General features: G+C 68.4%; 16 protein-coding genes, 2 tRNA genes and 1 pseudogene. 8 read left to right on the forward strand and 11 right to left on the reverse strand.

All coding sequences use genetic code 11. The features are described from left to right. Positions 1-124: 124 nt before the first annotated feature. The 5 genes and pseudogenes from IMT31_RS11625 to IMT31_RS11645 form a co-directional block, all read right to left on the reverse strand. Positions 125-739 carry a recombinase family protein gene (locus tag IMT31_RS11625; protein ID WP_413542427.1) on the reverse strand — a complete coding sequence of 205 codons (615 nt, stop codon included), beginning with the start codon at positions 737-739 and terminating at the stop codon, positions 125-127. A gap of 121 nt (positions 740-860) precedes the next feature. Beyond that, on the reverse strand, positions 861-2030 hold the full coding sequence (locus IMT31_RS11630; protein ID WP_347922055.1) for a TniQ family protein: 1170 nt from the start codon (positions 2028-2030) through the stop codon (positions 861-863). Further along, a pseudogene (locus IMT31_RS11635) lies at positions 2027-2764 on the reverse strand (TniB family NTP-binding protein); the annotation flags it as partial. The gene IMT31_RS11630 and the pseudogene IMT31_RS11635, both read right to left, overlap by 4 nt. 224 nt (positions 2765-2988) lie before the next feature. Next, entirely contained in the window at positions 2989-3228 is a 240-nt protein-coding gene (locus IMT31_RS11640) for a hypothetical protein (protein WP_345358587.1), read from the reverse strand. Between the two features lie 150 nt (positions 3229-3378). Beyond that, positions 3379-4626 carry an IS256 family transposase gene (locus IMT31_RS11645; RefSeq protein WP_413542879.1) on the reverse strand — a complete coding sequence of 416 codons (1248 nt, stop codon included), beginning with the start codon at positions 4624-4626 and terminating at the stop codon, positions 3379-3381. 53 nt (positions 4627-4679) lie between these two features. On the opposite strand from IMT31_RS11645, the gene IMT31_RS11650 reads away from it, so the two are divergent. Then, the gene (locus IMT31_RS11650) at positions 4680-5108 is read left to right on the forward strand and encodes a DUF4913 domain-containing protein (protein WP_413542880.1); all 429 of its coding nucleotides are present in this window, start codon (positions 4680-4682) and stop codon (positions 5106-5108) included. Positions 5109-5158: 50 nt separating this feature from the next. Here IMT31_RS11650 and IMT31_RS11655 read toward each other — a convergent pair whose 3' ends face one another. After that, the gene (locus IMT31_RS11655) at positions 5159-6484 is read right to left on the reverse strand and encodes a hypothetical protein (RefSeq protein ID WP_413542881.1); all 1326 of its coding nucleotides are present in this window, start codon (positions 6482-6484) and stop codon (positions 5159-5161) included. Positions 6485-7598: 1114 nt separating this feature from the next. Next, positions 7599-7686: transfer RNA gene (locus IMT31_RS11660), tRNA-Ser, on the reverse strand. 267 nt (positions 7687-7953) lie between these two features. Here IMT31_RS11660 and IMT31_RS11665 point away from each other — a divergent pair. The 3 genes from IMT31_RS11665 (at position 7954) to IMT31_RS11675 (ending at position 13615) form a co-directional block, all read left to right on the forward strand. After that, positions 7954-8970, forward strand: coding sequence for an NAD(P)H-quinone oxidoreductase (locus IMT31_RS11665; RefSeq protein WP_413542882.1), 1017 nt, complete (start codon positions 7954-7956; stop codon positions 8968-8970). Beyond that, positions 8970-9443, forward strand: a complete 474-nt coding sequence (locus tag IMT31_RS11670) for a hypothetical protein (protein WP_345358599.1) — start codon at positions 8970-8972, stop codon at positions 9441-9443. Before IMT31_RS11665 ends, IMT31_RS11670 begins: the two co-directional genes overlap by 1 nt. 146 nt (positions 9444-9589) lie before the next feature. After that, the gene (locus tag IMT31_RS11675) at positions 9590-13615 is read left to right on the forward strand and encodes a lamin tail domain-containing protein (RefSeq protein WP_413542883.1); all 4026 of its coding nucleotides are present in this window, start codon (positions 9590-9592) and stop codon (positions 13613-13615) included. 68 nt (positions 13616-13683) lie between these two features. Here the strand turns inward: IMT31_RS11675 and IMT31_RS11680 are convergent. Next, positions 13684-13757 (reverse strand) — tRNA-Thr (locus IMT31_RS11680). A 218-nt stretch (positions 13758-13975) separates the two neighbouring features. On the opposite strand from IMT31_RS11680, the gene IMT31_RS11685 reads away from it, so the two are divergent. Continuing rightward, positions 13976-14695 (forward strand): HAD family hydrolase, encoded by a 720-nt coding sequence (locus tag IMT31_RS11685; RefSeq protein WP_413542884.1) that lies wholly within the window; start codon positions 13976-13978, stop codon positions 14693-14695. Positions 14696-14707: 12 nt separating this feature from the next. On the opposite strand, the gene IMT31_RS11690 is transcribed toward IMT31_RS11685, so the two are convergent. The 3 genes from IMT31_RS11690 to tmk all read right to left on the reverse strand — a co-directional run bounded on the left by IMT31_RS11690 (position 14708) and on the right by tmk (position 18296). Further along, positions 14708-16312 (reverse strand): alpha/beta hydrolase, encoded by a 1605-nt coding sequence (locus tag IMT31_RS11690; protein WP_413542885.1) that lies wholly within the window; start codon positions 16310-16312, stop codon positions 14708-14710. A gap of 68 nt (positions 16313-16380) precedes the next feature. Beyond that, entirely contained in the window at positions 16381-17592 is a 1212-nt protein-coding gene (locus tag IMT31_RS11695; protein ID WP_413542886.1) for a DNA polymerase III subunit delta', read from the reverse strand. Beyond that, on the reverse strand, positions 17589-18296 hold the full coding sequence (gene tmk, locus IMT31_RS11700; RefSeq protein WP_413542887.1) for a dTMP kinase: 708 nt from the start codon (positions 18294-18296) through the stop codon (positions 17589-17591). The genes IMT31_RS11695 and tmk overlap by 4 nt, the downstream gene beginning before the upstream one ends. A gap of 80 nt (positions 18297-18376) precedes the next feature. On the opposite strand from tmk, the gene IMT31_RS11705 reads away from it, so the two are divergent. The 3 genes from IMT31_RS11705 to IMT31_RS11715 all read left to right on the forward strand — a co-directional run bounded on the left by IMT31_RS11705 (position 18377) and on the right by IMT31_RS11715 (position 20787). Beyond that, positions 18377-19582, forward strand: coding sequence for a trans-sulfuration enzyme family protein (locus tag IMT31_RS11705; RefSeq protein ID WP_413542888.1), 1206 nt, complete (start codon positions 18377-18379; stop codon positions 19580-19582). A 26-nt stretch (positions 19583-19608) separates the two neighbouring features. Further along, positions 19609-19950, forward strand: a complete 342-nt coding sequence (locus IMT31_RS11710) for a DUF2516 family protein (protein ID WP_345358620.1) — start codon at positions 19609-19611, stop codon at positions 19948-19950. 84 nt (positions 19951-20034) lie between these two features. Next, positions 20035-20787, forward strand: coding sequence for a phosphoglyceromutase (locus IMT31_RS11715; protein ID WP_413542889.1), 753 nt, complete (start codon positions 20035-20037; stop codon positions 20785-20787). Positions 20788-20791: the final 4 nt, after the last annotated feature.

Raw genomic sequence — 20791 nt, forward strand, 5'->3', positions numbered from 1 at the left:
AGGAGACCTGTTCGATAGCGCCGTTGGAGCCACCGCCCGTTCGGTCCAGGGCGCCGCAGGTTCACCGTGTGCGGAAACGTCTGGCCGGCTGAATCGCACGACGTCTTCCGCCACCGAAGAGCATCTAGTGTCCAGTGAGCAGCTTTTCCCCGTCGGAGCGCAGTTCCCCGGTGGGTGAGACGTGGCGGTAGAGGGTCTGGCGGGTGATACCCAGTTCCTTGCACAGCGCGCTGACGTTCGTGTCTTTCCTGCCCATCGAGGCCATCGCCAGGCGGATCTTGGCCGGGGTCATCTTGTAGGGCCGGCCGCCCTTGCGGCCCCTGGCCCGGGCCGAGGCCAGGCCGGCCTTGGTGCGTTCGGAGATCAGCTCGCGTTCGAACTCGGCCAGGGCGGCGAAGATCCCGAACACCAACTTGCCCGAGGCGGTGGTGGTGTCGATCGCCGCGCCCTGACCGGTGAGTACCTTCAGGCCCACGCCCCGCTCGGTGAGGTCATGGACGATGTTGACCAGGTGGCGCAGGTCCCGCCCGAGCCGGTCCAGCTTCCACACCAGCAGCGTGTCCCCGTCCCGCAGCGCCTTCAGGCAGGCTGCGAGGTGGGGGCGCTCGTCGGTCTTGCCGGAAGCCTTGTCCTCGTACAGGGCCTTCGGCTTCACGCCGGCTTCGAGGAGGGCATCGCGTTGCAGGTCGGTGGTCTGGGATCCGTCAGCTTTCGACACTCGCATGTACCCGACGAGCACCCTGCACCTCCGCTGTCATTTATTCGATCGTTTACGTGACACGGCAACCCCGCGGATCCCCAATACCCGGAACTGTCACTTTATCCGTTACTTATTCTATGTCCTGTGAACGCTAGTCAAATCATCTAATGTGACAGGAAGTCGAGGGGATGCCGAGTTCCGTGAAATCGTTGCGGACTCGTTGAAGGACCTTGTCGTCGTCGCGGCGGTAGGCGGTCATCAGGTCGAAGAACCGGCGGGCGCTGTCCGGGTCGTGCCGGGCTTCCTCGACGACGGCATGGAGGCTGTCCATGGCTTTCTGCCATAGGACGACCGATGTGGCCACCTCCTGGCGTGGTCGTCCCGGATCGATGGAGACATCGGTTTCCGGGAGGAACAGGCCAGCCCCATCTCCCCGGCCGATCAGGGTGCCGCTTTCCATCGCGGACATCGCGGTAGCTGCCGCTTCCAGGGTGTCGCGTTGCTTATCCGGGGTCAGCTCTTCATAGGGCCTCCATACCGACTGGCCCGCGCGGAACCGGTGGCCGGTCCGCTGCCACACTTCGCGGGTCAGCCGCCCCGCGGCACCGCACTCGACCAGAGGGGTGCCGAGCTCATCGAGAAGCGTCCGCAGCAGGCGGAACCAGGTTCCCGCGTGCACCCGATGCCTGGGGAGCTCTACGGCCCCGGTCGTCAGGGCCCGCCAGGTCCGCTGGTCCATGCTCCGGATCGCCTCCCCGACCGGCCGCGGCTCAGGCCCACCCGGCGAGGTGTGCCAGAAGTCGTGGTAGCCCAACGGGCCGTCGTGGAGTTCGATTCGGCAGTAGTGGACGGGGCAGGAGAGCATCAGGGGCACCAGCCACGCCAACTGGTACGGGCAGGGAGGGGTGGATTCCATGGTGCAGCGCGGACAGGCCCGATGGCGCCAACCGGCAACCGTCGGCACCCATGCCCGCCAGTCCTCCACGGTACGGTCCCGTCTCCTTCCCCGTGGCAGCAGCACCGCCAGCTGGCGAGTGTAGGTGGTGTAGGCCTCCGCGCCGGGCTCGATTTGGTCGAGGAGCCAGGGGGTGTTCCCACTGATGGTCATGGTGTGAATGCGGTCTACTTTCAGACCGGTGCGGCTCGCCAGCTGGTCAATGAATCCTGCCGGTGGGGCTATGTCGAGGTCCTCGTGGCGGGCGAGGATGAATCCGATGTCGAAGGCGAGATCCTCGACGGTGATGCCGTACCGGTCGGCGATCCGACGCAGCCACGAGGTGAGTGCCTCACCCGGTGCCGGCGCCGGGTGCACCGGCCACCGGGTGCTCACAGCAGCTCGCGTTCGAAGGCCCGGCGGCGTTCGGTCGGCCCGGTGTAGTCGGCCATCGTCAGGGTCCGGTGGTCGATGGTCTCGAGGCCGGACTCGACGGCGGCCACCGCGGTCGCGGTCAGCAAGTGGGCCAGCTCCCCGATGGTGCCCTCGCTGCGGGCCAGCAGGTAGCGGGCCATGTCCTCGGTGTCGATCACCGAGGGTTTCCGCAGGGGGAAGGAGGCGGCGAAGCTGGCCAGCAGGGATCTCGCCTGGTCGTCGGCCTCCCAGAACGGGAGCACGAAGGGTTCGAAGCGGTTCTCCAGCTGGTCATCGGAGCGCACCGCCAGGTAGGCCTCGCGGGTGCCGACCCCAACCAGGGGGATGCGCAGTTCGTTGCCCAGGAACCGCAGTAGGTTCAGGAACTCCCGACGGGTGTCCCCGCGGCCGGCCAGCACGTTGTGCAGCTCATCAACGACCAGCATCCGCGCCCCGACCTCGCGCAGCAGGGACAAGGCGAGGCGTTCGAGCTCCACCAGACGAGGTCGGGGCCGCAGGGGTGCGCCCAGGACGGACAGGATCGCGGTGTAGAACCGCAAGGGTGATGGTTCCGAGGGCATCTGCACGCATACCACCGGGACCTTCTCCCGGTCCGGCTCGGAGCTGGGCGGGTGCTGCCGGCGGAAGCGCTCGATGATCATCGACTTGCCGTTGTTCGTCGGGCCCACCAGTAGCAGGTTGGGCATGCGCTGCTTGGGTCTGCTGAAGGTTTAGTTGACTCCATGGTTTAGGCCACCAGGGCGACGGCCTTTTGGTGGATGGTTTCGTATTCGACCGGGGTTCCCGCATCGGACGTCCGACTGGGTCAACGATCGGCCAAATAGCCAGGGCGTGGGACGGGCGGCTGTCATTCCCGCAGAACCCACCAGTTGGTCGGGTGGGGCAGCCCAGATCGCCCTGCGCTGCCCAGGCCGGACAATCAAGTCGAAGTCGTCCTGCCGACGTCACCGTGGAGTGTGATGGACAGGTCTCGCACGATGTACAGAACGTCGAGGTATTGCAGTTCGACGGCGACGTGATTCTCCAGGTCCACGATCGCGTGGCCGCTCCCGACGGGGCCGGCGAACTCTAGCCGGACCCTGTCCCCGTTGAGCCAGGCGTCCACGACCTCGTAATTTTGGTTGTAGTCCCAGATCGGAAGGTCAAGGGGGCTGAACATGGCTAACACCGGATGTGCCATCGGGAACTCGTCACAATCTATTCGCAGCGGCGGGTCGTTCGCCGGCTCGAAGACCAGCTCATGGGTGTGAGGGTTATAACGGTCAAGTCCCTTGTCGTGGTGTAACGGTCGGATCCTTCGCTGAGGTGTTCAGGCGCTGAGTTCGAGGGCGGTGTCGGTGTCCACCTCGCTTCCGGTGTTGGTCACGGTGGTGAGGCGGCAGCGGTGCAGGACTTCGAGGCCGAGGTAGCGGCGGCCTTCGGCCCATTCGTCGGTCTGCTCGGCCAACACGGCTCCCACGAGGCGGACGATGGCTGCCCGGTTGGGGAAGATGCCCACCGCGTCGGTGCGGCGGCGGATCTCGCGGTTGAGCCGCTCCGCGGGGTTGTTGGACCAGATCTGGGTCCACACGTCCTTCGGGAACGTGGTGAACGCCAGGATGTCCGCCCGGGCCCCATCGAGGTGCTCGGCCACCGGCGGCAGCTTCTCGCTCACGTAATCCAGGAGCCGGTCGAACTGCGCGTTCACCGCCTTGGCGTCGGGTTGGTCGTAGACCGAGTGGAGCATGGCCTTGACGGCCGGCCACATGGACTTCGGGGTGATGCCCATCAGGTTCGCCGCGTAGTGCGTCCGGCAGCGCTGCCACACCGCCCCGGGCAGGTTCGCGGCGATGGCGTCCTTGAGCCCAGGGTGGGCATCGGAGGTGACCAGGCGGACCCCGGCCAGTCCGCGGGCCACGAGGTCGGCGAAGAACTCGTTCCAGGCCGCTCCCGTCTCGGATGTGGCCACCCGCAGGCCCAGTACTTCGCGGTGGCCGTCGCCATTGACGCCGGTGGCGATGAGCACGACTGCGTTGACGACCCGGCCACCTTCGCGGACCTTCATCGTCAGCGCGTCGGCGGCCACGAACGTGAACGGGCCCGCTTCCCCGAGGGGCCGGTGGCGGAAGGACTCCACCTGCTCGTCGAGCTCGGTGGCCATCCGCGAGACCTGGGACTTGGACAGGGCGTTGATGCCCAGGGTCTTGACCAGCTTGTCCATCCGCCTGGTGCTCACCCCGGCGAGGTAGCAGCCCGCGACCACGGTGATCAGCGCCGACTCGGCCCGCTTGCGGCGCTCGAGGAGCCAGTCCGGGAAGTAGGTGCCCGAACGCAGCTTGGGGATGGCCACGTCGACGGTCCCGACCCGGGTGTCCAGGTCCCGGTGCCGGTACCCGTTGCGCTGGGCCGTGCGGCCCAGAGTGGGCTTGCCCCATTCGGCGCCGACCACGGCGTCGGCGTCGGCGGAGAGCAGGGTGTTGATCATGGTCTGCAGCAGGTGGCGCATCATGTCCGGGGAAGCCTCGGACAGGGCTTCGCCCAGCAGGCCGGCAGGGTCGAGAATATGGGGAGCGGTCACCGTGGTGACTCCTTTCGAGAGTGCTGTGAGAGGTTCACTCGAAGGATCACACGGTGGCCGCGTCCACGTCCGGATCGACGTGCCCGACCACCGGGCGCTACACCATCATGCGGGACTCAACTGTTATAACTGACGGACTCGTCGTCGGTGGTGCTGCGGTATTCGCCGGTGGAGCACCTGGCGACCACCTGGTGAATGCGGGTGGATTCTCCGTCTGTGGCGTGGACGGCGGCCGTCGGTGGGACCCGCAGTGGTGGCGTTATGAGGAAGCAGGGACCATCCTCGAGGCGCTCTGGGAGTCGTGGGAGCAGATGCGCTGGGAAGATGCCATGACCGCTGTGGTCTGGTACCGCGATTACTTCTGGCCTGTGATGGACCGCCTCACTGCCGAAGACGGCCCCTTCTGGGACTACGACCCACCCCGGTCCACCGAGGTCCCCCCTCAGTGGCAGGTCTCGCCGGCGCCCAAGGGCTGGTTCTGACGTGGCACTCCCATTCGCACCCTTGGAAACTCCCTGGCGATAAGCCACCTTCACCGACGGTCGGCCGCATTCCCACTACGTGGAGGCTTCCCCTTTGGAAAGAACCAAGATGAAGGGTCGAGCAATGCAGCAGGTTCGTTCACAGGGAAGCCCTCCATGGCTCCAACGAACGTATTTCCCTCTCCCAGAGTGATTCCCACATTAGGGCTGCGGCGCTTGTTGACAGTCTTGAAGGGGTTGTCGGCGAAGGTGCAGCCAGTAAATACGAACTCGTAAGCCGAGCTGTTGCGAGGAACGCGAACCGTTCGATTGTTGAAGGTGCAGGCTTCGAACACGATCTTTCTCGGAAGACACGGACTATTGGGCTCATCTATGCGAATCGATGACCTTTCGAATAAAGAGTTCCTGAACACAAGAGTTGAGGGGTTCTCCTTCGCTGGGAGAGCTGGCAGGAGGGAAAAGTCCACCCGGAGCTGAGCGTTTTTCAGGGCGAGCGTGACAAAGAGCAAGTAGTCCTGTTGGGTGCTGTTCATCGGGATATGGAGGCGACCTCCCCGCACTGTTGTCGACTGGACCACGGCGGTCTCTGAGCTGAGCGAAAGTTGATCGGAATGGATCTTCACGGATCCTGTGATCGTCCAACCGAGGATTTTTCCGAAGGGAGCATGTGTGACACCGAAATCTATGGAAGAGGGTGACCAACTTGCTCCATAAGGACCGGTGGGAGACATGCGTCCCTCGAAGATGCCGTTGATCGTTGATCGACGGAGATGATTTCCGTTGTCCGCCCGCGGTCCTTCCGGTAGAGCTGCAACCAACATCCTTATGCAGTCGTCCCTGTCAGCGGGACGCTTCAACCGATGCCATTCATCTGCAAGAGTTGCCATGGAGATGCACCCAGCGATAACCACGCTTGGGTTGCCTTCACCTATTTGCTGTGCAGCAGTGGCGTACCGGTTCCTCAATTGGTTCTCGTACTCGGCATCATGCTGTCGGCGCGTCAGTTCGTATGTATTCGCAGAGAGCTCCAGAGTCTTGGTTGCTTGCAACTGAGCTTGTGCGGACAGCTCCAGTGTTCTCTCTGCCACGCGCTGGCGGCGATATGACAGAAAGAGAGTGACACCAATTCCAAGTGCGGCTACGGCAGTAACGGCGTTGCGGATCACGGCGAACATCTCGTCTTGCGACAGCGCTGGGAACCACCACCATACGGGTGCCTTGCCTAGGGTGGCCTGGTAGGCGAAGTACCAAATGGCCAAGCCCAACGCGAGGCAAGAGACCAGAAATCCGAATACCACAACTATCCCAAGTGGCCATTTGCGCTCGTTCGACTGGTGGTCTGACGATGATGAAGACGAAGCTGACTCAGCGGGCATGCTTTGATCGTATGGTCGGAGGCGTCAGTGGGTTGTCTATACGTAGCTCTACAACTAGGTGTCGTCCTGAGCGGCCGATAGCTCGTAGTAATCCTTGGAGGCTTCCACGTCGTTCCCATAGGGCTGGGTGGAGTAGTGCTGGAGCTCGACCAGGGCCGGGGCAACCCAGAGGTTGACAGCACCGCGCGGCTGCGGGGCAGGGCAGCGAGGTCGTTGACGTCCAGGAGGCGTTCGCGCTGGATGGCGGTGGAGACGAACCGGCCGTCCTTCTGGGTGGAAGTGGACTCCTGCAGGGTACGCATGGCGGAGGACACTTAAGGGACTGCTACACGAATATGCGACAGCCTGGTCAGGCTGCCTGAGCGGCAGTTTTGGTCGTGAGGGTCTCGTATTCGACGGGGTCAATCGGCCCAGGGATGCTTGCCTGCGGCGTCGGTGGTAGGTGCGGCTGAGGGTCAGGCCCCGACCGGCGCCATGCGCCCGACCACGCGCAATTCCTTCACGTTGGTGATTTCCAGAGCGATCCGGATTTCGGCGCGGAAGACCAGCTGGTTACGGCGGAACGGGTCGATCATGTCCGGGGCCTCGGCGGCGCCGCGGTCCAGGAGGCCTCGGACCAAGCCAGCTGCAAGCAGTTTCGGTAGCGCAGCGTGATGGCCTTCAGCTGCGCAGCCGGTTGCGCGATTACACGCGGAAGCTGCGCGAGGTGACCGGGCCGATGGGCGTGGAGCTGTACTGCCAAGGGCTCCCACACCTTCGCCCAGCCCACGAAGGAACCGGTGGGCACAGAGAAGCCAGACGGTGCTCAGCGGCCGAGACGGCGCGTGCGGCTGCACGATCCGCGGCAGGTCACGGTGTCCTTGACGATTGCAGCCGGCGTGGACGTTGCCGTGGTGTCCAAAGTACTGAGGCACAGCACGATCAAGCTCACTGTGGACACGTACAGGCACCTGCTGCCGGGCGTCGGTGAGGCGGCCGCAGAGCAGCGCGCCAGCATGATCCCCCGGGCGGCGTCCAGGACCAATGGCCACAGTCCGGCCACAAATCGGACTTAGGCGGTCCCCGGAAACGCGGAAGCGGCCCCACTCAGTGGGGCCGCTTCCGTTTATCCACGCGGATGGTAAGAGATTCGAACTCTTGGTACGGGGTTACCGCACACTGGTTTTCAAGACCAGCTCCTTAGGCCGCTCGGACAACCATCCAGAAGGCCCCATTCTAGGGTGCCCCGGGCGCGGACCAGAAACTCGGTCCAGCACGTCCATCTGGCGCCTCAGACAACCATCAGGCTGGCCAGGGTAAGCCAGAGTAAGGCCGGGGCCTGCACCGCTGCCACCACAGGCGCAGGACTCCCACTCCGCGTGCCCTTTTCCAGGTTCTGATGGGCGGTAGCCTAATAGCCACGTGTGATTCGCCGCCGATCGGCCGTCCAGACAGGCCGCGAGGGCAGGCCGTCAGAACAGGGGAAGATCATGTCCGAGGAGCTCCCACAACCCAGCATGCGTGCAGTGGCCTATGAAGGGGCTGGTGGCCGCGAGGTCGTCGCCGTGCAGGACCGGCCCGTCCCCAGCCCCGGTCCGGGCGAGGTGGTCATCAGGGTGGCTGCCGCCGGAATCAACCGGGCGGACCTGTTGCAGCGTGCCGGGAACTATCCGGTCCCCGAGGGCGCCTCGGACCTGCCCGGACTGGAGGTCTCCGGCACCATCGAGGAGGCCGGGGCCGGCGTCGGGAACTGGGATTTCGGCACCCCGGTCTGCGCCCTGCTGGCAGGAGGCGGTTACGCGGAGTACGTGGCGGTCCCCGCGGGGCAGGTGGTGCCGGTGCCGGACGGCGTCTCCCTCACCGATGCGGCCGGCCTCCCGGAGGTCGCGGCCACCTGTTGGTCCAACCTGGTGATGGAGGCCGGCGTGCAGTCCGGTGACTGGGTGCTCGTGCACGGCGGGACGGGTGGGATCGGCTCCTTCGCGCTGCAACTGCTCCAGGCCCTCGGCGCCCGGCCGATCGCCACCGCAGGCAGCCCCGAGAAGATGGCCCGGAGCCTGGAACTGGGGGCCGAGGCCGCCATCAACCACCGCGAGGAGGACTTCGTGGCCCGCGTGCGGGAGATCACGGACGGGCACGGCGCGGACGTGATCCTGGACGTGATGGGCGCCAAGTACCTCACGTCCAACGTCAAGACCCTGGCGCGCGGCGGACAGCTGGTGGTGATCGGCCTGCAGGGCGGCACCACCGGGGACCTTCCGCTGGGCGCCGTGATGGGCAAGAACGCCGTGGTCACGGGCACCATGCTGCGGCCGCGCCCCGTGGCGGAGAAGTCCGAGATCATGCGGCAGGTGGCTGAGCGTGTCTGGCCGCTGGTGAGCAACGGCGCCATCCGCGCCACCACCGATTCCACGTTCCCCCTGGAACAGGCTGCACAGGCCCAGGACCGGTTCGAGGAGTCGGACCGGACGGGCAAGGTGCTCCTGGTGACAGGAGAGGGCCGTTGATGGCCGGTCCGTTCGCGCGGAGGCGGCAGGCCAAGAAGGACGAGAAGGAACTCGGCAGCGAGCTGTGGCGGCGCAGCCATGACTGGTTCGTGCGCTCGCTGGACCGCTACTGGCACGTGGTGCAGGAGGCGGAGTCCGCGGGAACCGTGCCCCAGGATGAACTCAACGGGCTGGTCAATGCCGGCAACGTGCTGACGGACCTGGTGCCTCGAGTGCGCCACCTGTGCGTCCAGGCCCACCGGCGTTATCCGGAGACCGGTCTGCAGATTCCCGGCGAGTACAGCCAGGTGCACCGCATCCTGTCCCGGGCCGCGAATGACCTGGCCACCACGGCCCAGGCCGCAGCGATGTTCCGGCTGGGGCAGGCCTCCCTGCACTCCGTGGGTCGGCGGGCCGAGAAGGTGGTGGCCGCCGTGCAGGAGGCCGAGGAGGCCGCAGCGATGACGCCCGAATCCAGGACACCCGGAGCCTAGGCGCAAGGAGGGCCCACGCCCAGCGCTCGCGCCCCGTCCGCCCTGCCATCTCACAGCAGCCATGTCCTCGGACGTCACCGGCAGTTCTTGCCCCGTTCAACTCGGCATGGTGAGCACGTCGTTTCGCCTCGGTTGTGTCGAGGACCGTGAACAACCATGCACGCGCCCGAGTGCGCACACTCATCTCTTCAACGGCGGTCGTCGCCGTCTTGGCAGGTGGGCTGGGGACCGCGTCTCCGGCCACCTCGTCGACCGGCGATCCGAACCCGCCGACCACCGCACCCATCCTGCAGATCACCGAGGTGGCCCCCGACACCGCCAACGTCGGAGGTGCTGACGGATACGAGTTCGTCGAGGTGTACAACGCCTCCGACTCGGCTGTCGACTTCTCCGACTATGCGCTGCAGTACCTCTACACGGACAACTCGCTCGACGGCCCCGTCACGAACAGCTCCGCCCTGTGGCCGGCCGTCCCGGGTGACGTGACGATCCCCGCCGGCGAGACCCTCATCCTGTGGGTCGTGAACGCCGCCGGCGAGGAAGCCGGCCTCACGGTCGCCGACTTCAACGAGAACTACGGCACGGACCTCGTCGAGGGCGAGGACATCGCCACCATGCACGTCGGCGGCATGGCCAACGGTGGCTCGCGTGGTCTGCAGATCGCCACGAACACGGGGCACGAGGTGTCCACCGCGTACTTCTTCACGAACGACCAGACGACCTCGACGACGTCGATCAACTACGCCTGGAACCCCGGCGCGGGCGACGTCACCTGGGCCCCGGAGCCGGCCGACGGCACCGTGCAGACGATGCTCGGACTGGAGGCACCCACCCCGGGTGCCGTGTCCGCCGTGCAGACCCCGGACGTCCCCGTCCCCGGCGTATCCGGGGGCGAGGCACCCGTCATCGAGGACCACAGCGTCCTCGGCGAGGACGATCTCGCCCTCGAGTTCGGCGTCACCGACGACACCCTGGCCCGTTCCGTCACCCTGGAGATGACGGACAACCTGGGGGCGACCGAGACCCGCAACCTCACCGTCGGCACTGATGCGTCCACGGGGGAGAGCACCGACCGCTACAGCTACTCGATCCCGGCCGTCGACACGTACGGCAAACAGTGGATCGACTACACGGTCGTCGCCTCCGACGGTACGCAGCAGACCACCCTCGGCCCGGTCCGCGTCGACCTCGTCGAGGGCGACCCCGAGCCGGTCCGTCTGCAGCCGGCCGACGGCCAGATCGTCACCGGCGAGACTCGAGTGACCGGCACGACCGAGTCCGACCCGGCCGCACTCGACCTCACCCTCGACGGCGAGCCCTTCCCGGACACCACCTCCTCGCTGGAGACCTCTCCGGTCTTCGCCCTCGAGGCGACGAGCACGGATGCCTTCTTCCGCAACGGCATCAAGGTGGACGGTGAAGAACTCGCCATCTTCGACGAGGGCTTCTACGACCGGGTCGAGACCGTCGATGCCGAGGTGCCCGTCGCCTCGATCGTGGAGGGCGAACCCCTGACGGTCACGGTGACCGCCGGCACGAAGGCCTGGCCGGAGCCGGACGTCAACGAGAACAACGACGACTTCTCCGCGCAGAACCTGCGCCTCGCCCTGCCGGACGGCCGCGTCCTGCGCCCGGACACCTGCACGACCGCCGCCGAGGTGGACGGCTCCGTCACCGAACACGCCGCCGTGGACTGCCCCGAACCCGGCACCTCGATCCGGTTCAGTGACGCGAACCTCGTCGAATTCGAGGCGACCTTCGACATCCCGGCCGACGCCTTCGACTCCCGCGTCGCCACCTGGGACACGACCGGTGCCGCCGACGGTGAGCACACGCTGGCCGCGACCGACGGCACCGACACCGCCACGTCCACCGTGCAGGTCGACAACACCGCACCGGTCATCGAGACCGACCTCGTGGACGGAGAGCTCTACCGCGGCGACATCACGGTCGACGCGGCCGCGACCGACGCGATCGCCGGACTCGAGGAGCTCACCGCGACCTTCGACGGCGAGCCGGTGACCCTGCCGCTGACCACCAGCTCCCTGGAGCTGGAACCGGGCGAGCACACCGTCGCCTTCACCGCACGTGACACCGTCGGCAATGCCGTCACGGAGACGCTCACCTTCGAGACGGCCGACGAATCGCCCTCCGTCGACCTGCAGTTCCCCGAGGACGGCGCCCAGGTGGAGGGCACCTCGGCCAGGCTCGAGGCGAGTGCGAACTCTCCGGAAGACGACGCACTGGACCTGAGCTTCCGCGAGGGCTTCGCGCTCAACCCGGGCGACGAGGGACTCACCGTCTCGGAGGGGACGACGACGGACGCGCTGGCGGGTGCCTCGGCGGACGAGCGGGACGGGACCGTGCTCGGCGGCGCGGACCTCGAGGCCCTCGTCGGCACCGACGGTGTCGAGGTCGAGACGAGCAGCGAGACCACGCTGCCGTACCAGCTGTTCACGGCGGACGTGCCGGCGGACGCCGGTGACGACGCGCGGGTGCGGGTCGACTGGTCCGGCCGGGCGAACGCCGAGGCGAAGGTCGTCATGTACGTGCTCGCCACGGACGGCACGTGGGAACGCGTGGACGAGCACGTGACCACCGACGGCGCGGACACCGAGTTCACGCTGGACGCGACCGTGCCGGTGGCCGGTCACGCGGCCGACGGTGAGGTGACGGTGCTCGTGCAGCACTCGGAGGGCTTCGCCGCCGGGAACCTGTCGGAGCGGACCGACGAGGTGGCCGCCTACAACGCGGATGCGACGCCGCGTGAGGACTACGACTTCACCGTCGGCATCGAGACGGACACGCAGTACTACAACGAGACCGAGGCCTACTACCCGCACCAGGTGGCGATGCACGAGTTCATGCTGGAACAGCGGGAGAACCTCAACCTGCAGTACCTCATCCACGACGGCGACATCGTCAATGTCCACACCGAGCAGCACCAGTGGGACCAGGCGAACGCCGCCTACGACATGCTCGACGAGGCGGGGCTGCCCTATGGCGTGCTGGCCGGCAACCACGACGTCGGCGGGCATGACGATGACTACGCGGCGTACTCCGAGCACTTCGGTGAGGACCGCTTCGCGGGCAACCCGTGGTACGGCGGTTCGTACAAGGACAACCGGGGTCACTATGACCTCGTGTCCGCCGGTGGCGTCGACTTCCTCATGCTCTACATGGGCTGGCCGACCACGAACGACGAGAAGGCGAACTCCGAGGACATCGCGTGGATGAACGAGGTCATCGCGCAGTATCCGGAGCGCAAGGTGTGGCTCAACCTGCACGAGTACCTGCAGACGACCGGTGGCCTGGGGCCGTTCCCGCAGCGGGTGCAGGACGAGGTGGTCGCGACGAACCCGAACGTGTTCGCCGTGAGCAGTGGTCACTACCACGACGCCTTCACGCGGACGGACTCGTTCGACGACGACGGTGACGGTGTGGATGACCGCACGGTGTACCAGATGCTCTTCGACTACCAGGGCCTGCCGGAGGGCGGCCAGGGGTACATCCGCCTGGCGCACTTCGACAACGACGCCGGGCAGATCGCGTTCCGCACGTACTCTCCCTCGCTCGACGTCTTCAACTCGGACAACGCTGCGCTCAACGATCCTCCCGGCATGCAGGAGTTCACGATCGACTACGCCGAGGTCGGGCTCGAACCGCGGACCAAGGTGCTCGCGGCGGACTCCTTCAGCGCCGACGTGCTGACCGGTCACGAGATCGGCGCCGTCGCGGGCGCGGACTCGGGGGCGAGCTCCTCGGTGACCTGGGAGGGCCTGGAGGCCGGCGAGCACGGCTGGTTCGTCGAGGCCACGGGTCCGCACGGCGGTGTCGCAACCTCCGAGGTGTGGACCTTCGCCACCGACGGCGTCGAGGAGCCGGGGACTGATCCTGCGGCCTTCGAGAAGACCTCGGTGCCGACGATCGATGCCGGTCGCAAGGGCGTGAAGCCCGGCAGCCGCCTCACTGCGGTGACGGGCGAGTGGTCGCCGGAGCCGACGTTCTCCTTCCAGTGGCTGGGCGACGGTGAACCCATCGAGGGCGCCACCGGCGCAGAGTTCAAGCTCACGGGCAGGTACAAGAGCCAGGACATCACCGTCCGGGTGACCGCTGAGGCCGAGGGCTACGAGACGACGACGCTCGAATCGGAGTCCGTGCGCTGGAAGTGATGTAGCGACGCAGAGAGACGAAGAGACCTCCCCCCGGGCCACAGGCCACGGGGGGAGGTCTCTTTCAGAGCCTCCTACCGGATTCGAACCGGTGACCTGCTCTTTACGAGGGAGCTGCTCTGGCCAGCTGAGCTAAGGAGGCGGGTGCGGTCACCCGGTGGGTGCCACGGCTGTCCATGGTAGCGGGCCAGTGCCCCGAGCGGCAAAAGCACGCTCCGGCCGGCACCAGCCGTCCCGAAGTTCACAACCCACAGGCACAGTTCACTTCGCGGCCAACCACTGGCAAGGTCCACACGGTGCAGTGGTCTGAACATCGATCGAGGCTGGGCATCCGCCGAGCCGACTCTCCGGGAGGAAGCCATGATGCCTGCCACCGCCCAGTCCGGACGGGGCCCGCGTTCCCGGCGTCCGTTCGCACTGGCCGTACTGGACATGTCCGGCACCACCGTGGATGAGGGAGGCCTGCAGGACGAGGCCTTCAGCACGGCGATCCTCCAGGAGGGGATCGAGCCCGGCGGCTCCCGCTTCGACGCCATGGTCGGCTATTTCCGGGAGTCCCGGGGCACCGCCCGGCATGAGATCTTCCGATCGATCTTCGCCGAGGACCTGGTGGCCGCCCGCCGCGCCAACACCTGCTTCGAGAGCACGTATGACACGCTGCTGGCCGAGCGCGGGGTCCGCCCGGTGGAGGGGGCCGCCGAGGCCGTCGAGGCACTGCGGGAGGCGGGGTTGAAGATCGTGCTCACCACCGGCTTCGCCCGGCACACGCAGAACATGATCCTGGAGTCGCTGGGCTGGATGGGCGTCTCGGACCTGAGCCTGTGTCCATCGGATGCGGGCCGTGGGGTGCCCTACCCGGACATGATCCTCACCGCCCTGCTGGCCCTGGACCTGGAGGACGTCCGTTCGGTCATGGCCGTCGGGGACACCACGGGTGACATCCGTGCGGGCCGGCGCGCCGGTGCCGGGCTCACCGTGGGGGTGCTCACCGGTTATCACCAGGAGGAGGCCTTGCGCGGGGCCGGCGCGTCCGCCGTCGTGCCCTCCATCCGGGACGTCCCGGCCCTGGTGAGGCGCTGAGGGCTCAGCTGCTCAGCTGCACTCGAGCCCATCCTCCGGGACCGTCCCGTCCACCAGGTAGCCGTCCACGGCGTTGCCGATGCAGTCCCCGGCGCGTCCGTAGGCGGTATGACCCTGGCCGTCCCAGGAGACCAGGACGCCGGATTCGAGCTGATCGGCCAGGGCCGGAGCCCACTCGTAGGGGGTGGCGGGGTCCCCCTGGGTGCCGATGACCACGATGGGCGCGGCGCCGGGGGCGCTGGCGGGAGCGGGCTCGTCCACCGCCTCCTCGGGCCACTCGGCGCAGCTCGCCCCGGCGTAGGCCAGGAACCGACCGATCGTGGGGGAGGCCTCATCCAACTGCTGGGCCTGCGCCCGCAGGGTCTCGGTGTCCGAGGGAGCGGAGGCATCCAGACAGTTGATGGCCGTGAAGGCGTCGTTGATGTTGGTGGAGTAGGTGCCGTCCTCGTCCCGGCCCGCGTTGAGGTCCGCCAGGTAGAGCATCACGTCCGGATTGCCCTCCATGGCGTCGGAGACCGCCTGGGTCAGCAGCGGCCAGTTCTCGTCCGCATACAGCGGGGTGATCAGCCCGGCCACGAAGGTGGCGGCCGGCACCTGGCGCCCATCGGTGGAGGTCAGCGGGGAGGCCTCCACCTGCTCCAGTAGATCGCGGACCTGCTGGACGCCCTCCTCGGCGGTCCCGGTCAGGGGGCAGTCCTCACCCGCCAGGCAGAACTCGGCCCAGGAGGTGATGGCCTGCTCGAACGCGGTCGCCTGGCCCAGGGTCACCTCGAACTCGTCCAGCGAGGGGTCCATGGCCCCGTCCAGCACCATGCGTCCCACGTTCTGCGGGAACTGCTCGGCGTAGGAGGCCCCGAGTGAGGTTCCGTAGGAGAAGCCCAGGTAGTTCAGCCGGCCGTCTCCGAGCACGCCGCGCATCAGGTCCATGTCCCGGGCCGCGGAATCGGTGTCCATGTGGCCCAGCACCTCCCCGGTGTTCTCGTCACAGGCCTGGGCGTACTCCCGGGCCGAGGCGCGGACCTGCTCGAGGCCCTCGTCCGTGGACGGGTCGAGGTGCTCCTCGCGGGTGGCGTCCATCTCCTCGTCACTCAGGCACGCGACCGGTGTGGACCGTGACACCCCGCGGGGGTCGAAGCCGACCACCGAGTAGTGCTCCTGCACCGCCTCGGAGACCACGAAGTCGAGGGAGTCCACCACCATGTCCACGCCCGAGGCGCCGGGGCCGCCGGGGTTCAGCAGCAGGTGCTCGGCACCGTCCTGGGCCCCGCCGGACCGGACCAGGGCGAGTTCGATGCTCTCGCCGTCCGGATCCGCGTAGTCCAGCGGTGCCTGGACGGTGGCGCACTCGAAGTCCCCGGCGTCCTGCTCGCAGGACTGCCAGTCCGGCGCCTGCGCGTAGTACTCCTCCAGCCCGGCAGGCACCGCGGCGGCCTCACCGGTGGCGGGGGCGGGGCCGGAGGCAGCGCCCGACGCCGGCCCGGTGCCCTCCTGAGCCGGGTCACCTCCGGCCGAGCAGCCGGTGAGCAGCAGCACTGCGGCGAAGACCGCGGCGGTCACGGCCCGCCGCGGCGTCGACTGAGCGGGGGAGGGATCGGCCGGGAGCCGGGATTCTGGCACGCTGCGGTCCTTTCGTCGGGGCAGGCTCGGGAAGAGTGGGAGTGGGAGTGGGAGTGGGAGTGGGGCGCTCAGGCCCGTTCGCCCGGACGGCGCTCCAGGATGCGCTCGGGCAGGAAGCTCGTGGCCATGGCCTCCAGGGCCAGCAGCGCGGGGACGTTGCCGGCCAGGCGGCGGCGGGCTGTGGCCACCGCATCGATCCTGGCCACGGTGCGTTCGGGCGTGACGGCGTGCGCGTAGGAGGCCAGATCGTCCCGCAGGTGCTCGTTGACCAGCTCGGCCCCGGACTCCAGCTGCAGGGCCAGCACGTCCCGGAACAGGCCAGTCAGGTCGATCATGGCCCGGTCCAGGGTGTCATGCACGCTGCGCTTGTTGCGGGCGGTCTGGCTGTCCTCGAGGCGCTTGACGTGGTGGCGCAGCTTCGCCGGGACCTTCTCGTCCTCGCCGAGTCCCAGCGCCCGCAGCAGGGCCACCCTCTCCTCGGCGTTGCGGGCCTCGGCCGAGGCCTTCGCCTCTGCCTGGGTGACCTCCACGAGCTCCTTGGCCAGGGCCACCGCGTCCGAGGTGGCGTGGATGCGCAGCGGCAGGTGCACCACCGACTCGCGGCGCTGCCGGGCGCCCTCGTCCGCGGCCAGCCGCCGGGCCATGCCCACATGGGACTGCGAGGCGCGTGCCGCGAACAGGGCCAGCTCCAGGTCCAGCCCGTCCCGGGCCACCAACAGGTCCGCCACGGACTGCACGGAGGGGATGCGCAGTCCCACGGGGCGGCAGCGTGAACGGATGGTCACCAGAACGTCCGCGGGGGAGGGGGCGCACAGCATCCAGACGGTCCGGGCCGGGGGCTCCTCGATGGCCTTGAGCAGCACGTTGGTGGCGCGCTCCGTCATGCGGTCAGCGTCCTCGATGATGAAGATCCGCCAGCGCCCGGAGGAGGGGCGGTCCTGGGCGAGGGAGATCAGCTCGCGGATCTCGTCGATCTTGTAGCTGACGTTCTCGGTGGCCATGACCTTCACATCAGCGTGCGTGCCGGCCCGCACGGTCAGGCACGCGTGGCACTGCCCGCAGCCGCGGGCCGCAGGATCCTCCCGCTCGCACTGCAGCGCCTGGGCGAAAGCCCGAGCCGCGTTCGAGCGGCCGGACCCCGGGGGGCCGGTGAACAGCCACGCGTGGGTGGGGTTGTCCGCCGCGGCCGCCCGGGACAACTGCGCGACGGCGGCCTCCTGGCCCGCGAGGTCCGCCCACGCGGGTGCGGCGGGGGACACGCTGTCCGGTGCGGCGCTCATCGTCCGGCCTCCGCGTCCGGCGAGGTGCGGTCCGCTCCAGCACCGAGCAGCCCGGCGACCCGGGCCCAGACCTCAGCGGCCAGTGCGGGGATGTCCCGGCCGGCGTCCAGCACGAGGTAGCGGTCCGGGTGGGCCTTGGCCCGGTCGGTGAACGCGGTGCGGATGCTCTGGTGGAAGGCCTCGGGCTCGGACTCCAACCGGTCCGGTCCGGCGCCACCGGGCGACTGTTCGCGGGTGGCGCGGCGCCCGGCGGCCGTGGTGGTGTCCGCGTCCAGCAGCACGGTCAGGTCCGGGCGCAGGCCGCCGGTGGCCCACTCGTTGAGCCCGGCCACCGTCTCCGGGCCGAGGGCCCGGCCTGCGCCCTGGTAGGCCACGGAGGAGTCCATGTACCGGTCTGTGATCACGGTGCGCCCGGCCTCCAGGGCCGGGAGGATCAGTTGGCGGACGTGGGCCGAGCGGGCGGCGGCGAAGATCAGGGCCTCGGTCACCGCGTCGATCGGCGCGTGGGCCGGGTCCAGGACGAGGCTGCGGAGCCGCTCGCCCACGTCCGTGCCGCCGGGCTCCCGGGTCAATTCCACGTCCTGCCCCTCCTGGCGCAGCCGGTCGGCGAGCAGCCGGGCCTGGGTGGACTTGCCGGAGCCATCGCCGCCTTCGAAGGCGATGAACACGCCGCGCGTGGCGGGGGCGTCAGGAGGTGCGGTCACCGGTCAAGCCTAACGGGCGCCGCCGTCACGCGGGGTCCATCCACAGGCCGCCTTCCCTCCCCGGACGTACGATGTCAGGCATGCATCCGGAAACCCTTGTGGTCAGCTCTGCCCGCCCCGCCCGCCAGGTAGATGCCCCGGTCAACGAGCCGGTGCACTTCACCTCCACCTACGTCGGCTGGGAGCCGGACGCGGCCGGGCAACGCCGCCTCTACGGCCGCATGTCCAACCCCACGTGGGACGGGCCGGAGCAGCTGCTGGCCGCCTTGGAGGGCGTCCCGGAGCCTGACGAGTTGCCGGCCCTGCTGTTCTCCTCCGGCATGGCGGCCATCACCGCGGCCCTGCACCTGGCCCCGAACGGTGGCCGCGTGGTGGCCCCGCAGCACGCCTACCAGGGCGGGCTCTCCCTGCTGGACTCCCTGCAGCAGACCGGCCGGCTGGACGTGGAGCGCGTGGACATCACGGACCCGGCCGCGGTGACCGCGGCCGTGAACGGTGCGGATCGGGAAACCGGGGCCTCCGCCGGGCCGGCCAGCATCCTCTGGCTCGAGTCGCCCACCAATCCGATGCTGGAGGTCGCAGACCTGGCCGCCCTGACCGAGGCCGCGCACGCGGCCGGCGCTCTCGTGGTGGTGGACAACACCTTCGCCACGCCCCTGGTGCAGCGACCGCTCGAGCTCGGCGCCGACGTCGTGGTCCACTCGGTGACCAAGTACCTGGCCGGGCACTCGGACGTGGTGATGGGCGCGGCCGTGACCGCGGACGCCGATCTGCACCACCGGCTGCACGCCCACCGCACGCTGCACGGGGCCATCGCCGGGCCCATGGAGGCGTTCCTGGCGCTGCGCGGCATGCGCACCCTGGCCCTGCGCCTCGACCGCGCGCAGGCCAACGCCGCCGATCTGGCCGGCCGGCTGGAGGCCGCCCGACTCGAGGGCTCCCTACCGCTGGCCGCCGTGACCTACCCGGGGCTGCCGGGGCATCCGCAGCACGAGTTGGCGGCCGCGCAGATGCACGGCGGCTTCGGCGCCGTGCTGACCCTCGTGGTGGCCGGCGCGGACGAGTCCGCCTCCGCCGCAGCGGCCGATGCCGTGGTGCAGCAGGTGCGGCACTGGCTGCCCGGGACCTCGTTGGGTGGGGTGGAGTCCCTGATCGAGCGCCGCCGCCGCTTCGAGGGGGAGCCCGCCAGCGTCCCGGCCGGGCTGCTGCGGTTGAGCGTGGGGATCGAGCACGTGGACGATCTCTGGCAGGACCTGGCCTCCGGGCTGCGCGCCGCCGCCCGTTGAGACCTCTGCGGCGGTAGTCTGGCCGCATGTACCCGTGGATTCTGGTCACCACCATTGAGAACTGGCTCTACATCGCCCTGTCCGTGGTGGCCGTCGTGCTGGCCGTCTGGGCGTTCGGCGACTGCCTGACCCGTGGCAAGGACCAGTTCGAGCGCGCCGGGCAGAAGACCAAGTCGTTCTGGATGATCCTCACCGGGGTGGCCGCCTTCGTGGGCGTGCTGTCCATGGCCGGGTCCATCGGCAGGCTGGGCGCCGGGTTCGGCCTGTTCCAGATCGCCGCCCTGTGCGTGTCTGCCGTGTACCTGGCCGGCCCGCGGGGCGAACTCAAGCTGTTCGGCAGCGGCGGATCGCGACCCTACGGGTACTGACGGGTGCCGCGTCGGCACCGGGTCGGTCCTGAGGGGATCCGTCGCACGCCGTTGTGGACGGGGCAGCACCGTTAGGATGTGGCCATGGCTGACACCCCCTACAAGCTCGTCCTGCTGCGGCATGGCCAGAGCGACTGGAATGAGAAGAACCTGTTCACCGGTTGGGTGGACGTCCCGCTGACGGCCAAGGGCCGCGAGGAGGCCGCCCGGGGTGGTGAGCTGCTCGCCGCCGAGGGGTTGGAGCCGGACGTGTTGTACACCTCCGTGCTGAAGCGGGCCATCACCACCGCCAACCTCGCGCTCGAGGCCGCCGACCGCCAGTGGATCCCCGTGAAGCGGGACTGGCGCCTGAACGAGCGTCACTACGGCGCCCTGCAGGGCAAGGACAAGGCCGCGATCCGCACGGAGTTCGGCGAGGATCAGTTCATGGTCTGGCGCCGCTCCTATGACACTCCGCCGCCGGTGCTGGAGGACTCCTCCGAGTTCTCCCAGGCGGGGGACCCACGCTATGCCGGGCTGGGGGAGGAGTTGCCGCGCACCGAGTGCCTGAAGGACGTGGTGACCCGGCTGCTGCCCTACTGGGACGCCGAGATCGTGCCGGACCTGAAGGCGGGCAAGACCGTGCTGATCGCCGCTCACGGCAACTCCCTGCGCGCCCTGGTCAAGCACCTGGACGGCATCTCGGACCAGGACATCGCCGGGCTGAACATCCCCACCGGCATCCCGCTGTACTACGAGCTGGGCGCGGATCTGAAGCCCGTGAGCGCCGGCCGCTACCTGGACCCGGAGGCCGCCGCCGCCGGTGCCGCCGCCGTGGCCAACCAAGGCGCCAAGTAGCTCC

Source organism: Citricoccus nitrophenolicus (assembly GCF_047305825.1).
Lineage (GTDB): Bacteria > Actinomycetota > Actinomycetes > Actinomycetales > Micrococcaceae > Citricoccus > Citricoccus nitrophenolicus.

Excerpts from the sequence above, each read along its gene's own strand:
- IMT31_RS11695 (WP_413542886.1), bottom strand. The coding sequence starts at position 17,592 with ATGAGCGCCGCACCGGACAGCGTGTCCCCCGCCGCACCCGCGTGGGCG.
- IMT31_RS11665 (WP_413542882.1), top strand. The coding sequence starts at position 7,954 with ATGTCCGAGGAGCTCCCACAACCCAGCATGCGTGCAGTGGCCTATGAA.
- IMT31_RS11710 (WP_345358620.1), top strand. The coding sequence starts at position 19,609 with ATGTACCCGTGGATTCTGGTCACCACCATTGAGAACTGGCTCTACATC.
- IMT31_RS11715 (WP_413542889.1), top strand. The coding sequence starts at position 20,035 with ATGGCTGACACCCCCTACAAGCTCGTCCTGCTGCGGCATGGCCAGAGC.
- IMT31_RS11640 (WP_345358587.1), bottom strand. The coding sequence starts at position 3,228 with ATGTTCAGCCCCCTTGACCTTCCGATCTGGGACTACAACCAAAATTAC.
- IMT31_RS11670 (WP_345358599.1), top strand. The coding sequence starts at position 8,970 with ATGGCCGGTCCGTTCGCGCGGAGGCGGCAGGCCAAGAAGGACGAGAAG.
- IMT31_RS11685 (WP_413542884.1), top strand. The coding sequence starts at position 13,976 with ATGATGCCTGCCACCGCCCAGTCCGGACGGGGCCCGCGTTCCCGGCGT.
- IMT31_RS11705 (WP_413542888.1), top strand. The coding sequence starts at position 18,377 with ATGCATCCGGAAACCCTTGTGGTCAGCTCTGCCCGCCCCGCCCGCCAG.
- IMT31_RS11655 (WP_413542881.1), bottom strand. The coding sequence starts at position 6,484 with ATGCCCGCTGAGTCAGCTTCGTCTTCATCATCGTCAGACCACCAGTCG.